Origin of the sequence: Actinoplanes sp. NPDC020271 (genome assembly GCF_044388125.1) — a bacterium.
GTDB lineage: Bacteria > Actinomycetota > Actinomycetes > Mycobacteriales > Micromonosporaceae > Actinoplanes.
Genome location: NZ_JBIRWQ010000003.1, coordinates 262963 through 268519, shown reverse-complemented (window position 1 = coordinate 268519; position 5557 = coordinate 262963). Strand labels below are relative to the sequence as shown.

The following is a 5557-nucleotide window of genomic DNA, read 5'->3' as shown; positions in this document are numbered from 1 at the left end:
CGCCTCGTCCGGTTCCCGTCGCCCGCCCGCCGGTCCGCCCGGCTCCGGCCGGCCGTCAGCGTTGTTACGCGGGCTGACACGTAGGTGGGCCGGCTGAGGCCGATCGGCTGGGCGTGAGCATTGCTGTCGGGCCTGTTCAGCGACGGTGTGGGCCGGCCGGGCCTGAGGGTGGTCGTGCGGGCCCGGTTGACCACGGTGAGCGCCGGCCGGAACAAATCGGCTGGGCGGCGCCGATTCGCAGGGGCGGGCCGTGGGCGTACCGGGAGGAGGAGCGCTGGAGCCGGCGCCGGGCGGCGGAGGGCGAGCAGCGGCCGTACCCGAAAAAGGGGGTGAAAACGGCGGATATTCTGGGACGCCGCCCCGAGTCGGGCGCGCCGTAGCGCTTTCCCACCTGACCCAGAAGGGTAGCCTGCCACCCAGCAGAACACCGCCGACCCTCGGAGATCCGTGCACCTCAAGAGCCTGACGGTCAAGGGCTTCAAGTCCTTCGCCTCCGCCACCACGTTGCGGCTGGAGCCGGGCATCACCTGTGTGGTGGGGCCGAACGGTTCCGGCAAGTCGAACGTCGTCGACGCCATCGCCTGGGTGCTTGGTGAGCAGGGCGCGAAGGCGCTGCGCGGCGGCAAGATGGAGGATGTCATCTTCGCCGGTACGGCGGGGCGGGCGCCGCTGGGCCGGGCCGAGGTCACGCTGACGATCGACAACAACGACGGTGCTCTGCCGATCGACTACACCGAGGTGTCGATCACCCGCCGGATGTTCCGCGACGGCGCCAGTGAGTACGAGATCAACGGCAACTCCTGCCGCCTGCTCGACATCCAGGAGCTGCTCAGCGACTCCGGCATCGGTCGCGAGATGCACATCATCGTCGGCCAGGGCCGGCTCGACGCGATGTTGCACGCGAAGCCGGAGGACCGACGCTCGTTCATCGAGGAGGCGGCCGGTGTCCTGAAGCACCGGAAGCGGAAGGAGAAGGCGGTCCGCAAGCTCGACGCGATGCAGGTCAACCTGAACCGGTTGAACGACCTGACCGCGGAGCTGCGCCGCCAGTTGAAGCCGCTGGGCCGGCAGGCCGAGGTGGCCCGCCGGGCCGCCGGCATCCAGGCCGACCTGCGCGACGCGCGGTTGCGGTTGCTCGCCGACGACCTGTTCACGCTGCGGACGACCTTGGACAAGGAGATCGCCGACGAGTCGGCGATGCGCACCCGGCGGGGCGAGGTCGAGGAGGAGAACCGCGAGGTCCAGCGGATGCTCGCCGACCTGGAGTTCGCTCACGCCGAGGATGCGCCGCTGCTGCAGGCCGCGCAGGACACCTGGTACAAGCTGTCCGCCCTGCAGGAGCGGTTCCGCTCGACCGAGCAGTTGGCCACCGAGCGGCTGCGGCACCTGGCCGCCACCCCGGACGACGAGCGCCCGGGCCGGGACCCGGAGATGCTGGAGGCCGAGGCCGAGCGGGTCCGTGAGCAGGAGGAGGAGCTCCGCGAGGCGCTGACCGAGGATCAGATGCGCCTGGCCGAGGCGGTCGAGCACCGTCAGGAGCTGGAGCGTCAGCTGGCCGCCGCGGAGAGCGAGTTGCGGGCTGCCGCGAAGGCGATCGCGGACCGCCGGGAGGGCCTGGCGAAGCTGGTCGGCAACGTGAACGCCGCGCGTGCCCGGACGAGCAGCGCCGCCGAGGAGATCGAGCGTCTGGCCGCCGCGCACGAGGACGCGCTGATGCGGGCCGAGGCGGCGCAGGCCGAGGTGGACGTGGTCGCCGCCGAGTCGTCGGACGCCGACCGGGACAACGCCGACCTGGACGCCAAGCACGACGAGGCGGTGGCGGCGCACGACAAGGCCGCCGCGGTGGTGCGCGAGCTGTCCGACGCCGAGCGCGCCGCGGAGAAGGACGCGGCCAGTCTGAAGGCCCGCGAGGAGGCGCTCGCGCTCGGCCTGAAGCGCAAGGACGGCGCCGGTGCGCTGCTGGCGAAGGCCGGTCAGGTGCCCGGTCTGCTCGGCAGCCTGGCGTCGATGCTGACGGTGCGTGCGGGCCACGAGACGGCGCTTTCCGCGGCGCTGGACACGCTGGCCGACTCGGTGGCGCTGGCGAGTCTGGACGAGGCGGTGGAGGCCGTCCGTACCCTCAAGATCGCCGACGCGGGCCGGGCCTCGCTGGTCATCGCCGCCCCGGCCGGCCCCGGCATGCAGGGTTCGCTGGACGCGCTGCGGCCGAGTCTGCCGGCCGGCGCGATCTGGGCGCCCGACGTGATCGACTGCCCGGAGCAGATCCGTCCGGCGCTCAACCGTGCGCTGCGTGACGTGGTCCTGGTCCCGGATCTGGCCGCGGCCGCCGCGCTGGTCGCCTCGAACGCCGAGTTGCGTGCGGTGACGCCGGAGGGCGACGTCCTCGGGGCGTACGCGGCGGCCGGCGGTTCGGCCAAGGCCACCAGCTACATCGAGGTGCAGGCGGCGGTCGACGAGGCGAAGGCCGGGCGCGCCGCCGCCGAGGAGCGCATCGCCGAGCTCAAGGACCAGCTTTCCGACGTACGGGCCCAGGTCGCCGAGCTGAAGCAGGCGGTGAGTGTCGCCGCGCAGGCGAAGCGGGCCGCCGAGGGTGAGCGCAACGCGGCCGCCCGCCGCCTGGCCGAGCTGGGCGCCGCTGCCCGGTCGGCGAAGGCGGAGAGCGAGCGGCTCGGCGCGTCCCGGCAGAAGGCCGAGGCCGCCCGCGAGGCCGACCTGATGCGGGTCGCCGAGCTGGAGGAGCGGCTGCGCCTGGCCGAGGACACCCCGATCGACGAGGAGCCGTCGACGGAGGAGCGTGACCGGCTGGCCGCGCTGGTGCCGCAGGCCCGGCAGAACGAGATGGAGGTACGGCTCGCGGTGCGCACCGCCGAGGAGCGGGTCTCCTCGATCGCCGGCCGAGCCGACTCGCTGCTGCGCCAGGCCAACCAGGAGCGGCAGGCCCGGGAGCGCGCCGCGGCCCGTCGCGCGGCCCGCGCCCGCGGCGCCGAGATCGCCCGTGCGGTCGCGGCCGGTGCGCACACCGCCCTGGCCCGGGTCGCCGTCTCGGTGGCCGCGGCGGCCGAGGAGCGGGACCGGATCGCCAGCGAGCGCACGACTCGCGAGGCCGAGCTGCAGGAGGTCCGGGCCACGGCGAAGCGCCTGGTCAACGAGCTGGAGCGGCTGACCAGCGAGGTGCACCGGGACGAGATGGCCCGGGCCGAGCAGCGGATGCGCATCGAGCAGCTGGAGGTGAAGGCGGCCGAGGACTTCTCCCTCGACGTCGAGACCCTGATCAGCGAGTACGGTCCGGAGCAGCCGGTCCCGCCGACCCAGGCGGACGTGGCCGCGGCCGAGAAGGACGGCAAGCCGGTTCCCGAGCCGATGCCGTTCCACCGGCCGACCCAGGAGAAGCGGGCGAACAAGGCGGAGCGTGACCTGACCCTGCTCGGCAAGGTCAACCCGCTGGCGCTGGAGGAGTTCGCCGCGCTGGAGGAACGGTACAAGTTCCTCTCCGACCAGCTGGAGGACCTGAAGGCGACCCGCAAGGACCTGCTCACCGTGGTCAAGGACGTGGACGACCGGATCCTGGAGGTCTTCACGTCGGCGTTCGAGGACACCGCCCGCGAGTTCCAGCAGGTCTTCCAGGTGCTCTTCCCGGGTGGCGAGGGCCGGCTGATCCTGACCGACCCGGAGGACATGCTGACCACCGGGGTCGAGGTGGAGGCCCGCCCGCCGGGCAAGAAGATCAAGCGGTTGTCGCTGCTCTCCGGTGGCGAGCGCTCGCTGACCGCGGTGGCCATGCTGTGTGCCATCTTCCGGGCCCGTCCCTCGCCGTTCTACATCATGGACGAGGTCGAGGCGGCCCTCGACGACGTCAACCTGGGCCGGTTGATTACGCTCTTCCAGCAACTTCGGGAGAAGAGCCAGCTGCTGATCATCACGCACCAGAAGCGGACCATGGAGGTCGCGGACGCGCTGTACGGCGTGACCATGCGCGCCGGCGTCACGCAGGTGATCTCCCAGCGGCTGAACCGCGAATCGGAGGACTAGGTACAGATATGCGCGACCGCGCCCGGGCCCTGCTGATCGACCTGGACGGCGTGCTGCGCCGCTGGGACCCGGCCCCGATGATCGCCGTCGAGGTGAAGTACGGGTTGAAACCGGCGTCCCTGCTGGAGACCTCGATGTCGTGGGACGTCTACCAGCCCGCGATGGCCGGTGAGATCTCCGACGCGGAGTGGATGGGCCTGGTGGCCGACCGGCTGCCGCTGGAGAAGGCCGAGGCCACCGCCGCCGTCGCCGAGTGGCAGGCGTACCGGGGTGAGCCGGACCCGGAGGCGCTGGAGTTCGTCCGGGGCGTGCGCGCCGCCGGCCGCAAGGTCGGGCTGGCCACCAACGCCACCGACCGGCTCCGCGGCGACCTGGACGCGCTCGGCCTCACCGGCGAGGTGGACTTCGTGCTCAGCTCGTGGGAGATGAAGGTGCACAAGCCGGCTCCGGAGTTCTTCGAGCGGGCCTGCGTCGCGATCGGGGAACTGCCCAAGCACGTGCTCTTCGTGGACGACGACGACCGGGCGGTCCGCGGGGCGCGGGTGGCCGGCCTGTCCGGCTATCGGTGGACCGGGCCGCAGCACGTGCCGTACCTCCGGAAGGTTCTTGATCTCCCGGATTGATGCCGCCTGGGCGTTCGGGGAACCGGACGCCGGGGCACGCCGTCCAAGATGACGGGGTGCCGTCGGGGCACGCCTTGGCGAAGGGAACGTCATGTCCAGGATCGCACTGTTCGCCGGAAGTTGCGCCCTCGCCCTGAGCGCCGCGGCCTGCTCCTCGGGGGACACCACGGCCGGGCCGGCCACGACCCCGGCGCCGGTGGCGAGCAGCGCGCCGACGGAGAGTGCCGGCGCCCCGGCCGGGTTCGCGCCGGTCGGGCCGGGCGCCTCGATCCAGCCCGACCGGCAGTACACGTTCGGCACCGTGCAGTCCGGCGGGCAGAAACTGCTGACGGTCGGGTCGGACGGCATCGTGACGCTCACCGACCACCTGGAGGACCGGGCGCTCTTCGTCCCGGCGGCGGTCAAGGCCGGTGACGCGCACTACCTGCTGCGCACCGCCAGGATCGTCGAGGGTGGCGAGGCCCTCTGCCTGGTCGTCAACTCGCCCGGTGGCACCGCGCCGCTGAACCTGAAGGCCGCCGCCTGCGACGCCGGCAAGGACGACCAGATCTTCACGTTCCCGCGGTCGGCGGACGGCAAGGGTCAGCTGATCTCGGCCGGCGACCTGTTCGTCCTCGCCGAGACCGCGGACGGCACGGTGATCGTCCAGGAGAGCGGCGAGGGCGACGCCCTGACCGCGTTCACCGTCCGCGACCAGGGCAAGTCCACCCTCCCGCGCCTCGGCGACTAGATCGCATCACGCCCGCCGGCGCCGAGATCGCATCACGCCCGCCGATGCCAAGATCGCATTGCGCCCGCCGGGGGGGGGGGGGGGGGGGGGGGGGGGGGGGGGGGGGGGGGGGGGGGGGGGGGGGGGGGGGGGACGCGCGCCGCGCGCGGCGCCCGGCGCCCCCCCCGGGGCGCGG

3 protein-coding genes are annotated in these 5557 nt (G+C 73.0%); all 3 read left to right on the top strand.

Features of this window, described 5'->3' with window-relative positions:
- Positions 1 to 447: 447 nt before the first annotated feature.
- The 3 genes from smc to ACH442_RS08540 all read left to right on the top strand — a co-directional run bounded on the left by smc (position 448) and on the right by ACH442_RS08540 (position 5382).
- Positions 448 to 4029: a chromosome segregation protein SMC gene (smc, locus tag ACH442_RS08550; protein ID WP_396337306.1), complete on the top strand. Its 3582-nt coding sequence runs from the start codon at positions 448 to 450 to the stop codon at positions 4027 to 4029.
- Positions 4030 to 4037: 8 nt separating this feature from the next.
- Positions 4038 to 4652, top strand: coding sequence for an HAD family hydrolase (locus ACH442_RS08545; RefSeq protein WP_396337305.1), 615 nt, complete (start codon positions 4038 to 4040; stop codon positions 4650 to 4652).
- A gap of 91 nt (positions 4653 to 4743) precedes the next feature.
- Positions 4744 to 5382, top strand: a complete 639-nt coding sequence (locus ACH442_RS08540; RefSeq protein ID WP_396337304.1) for a hypothetical protein — start codon at positions 4744 to 4746, stop codon at positions 5380 to 5382.
- Positions 5383 to 5557 lie beyond the last annotated feature (175 nt).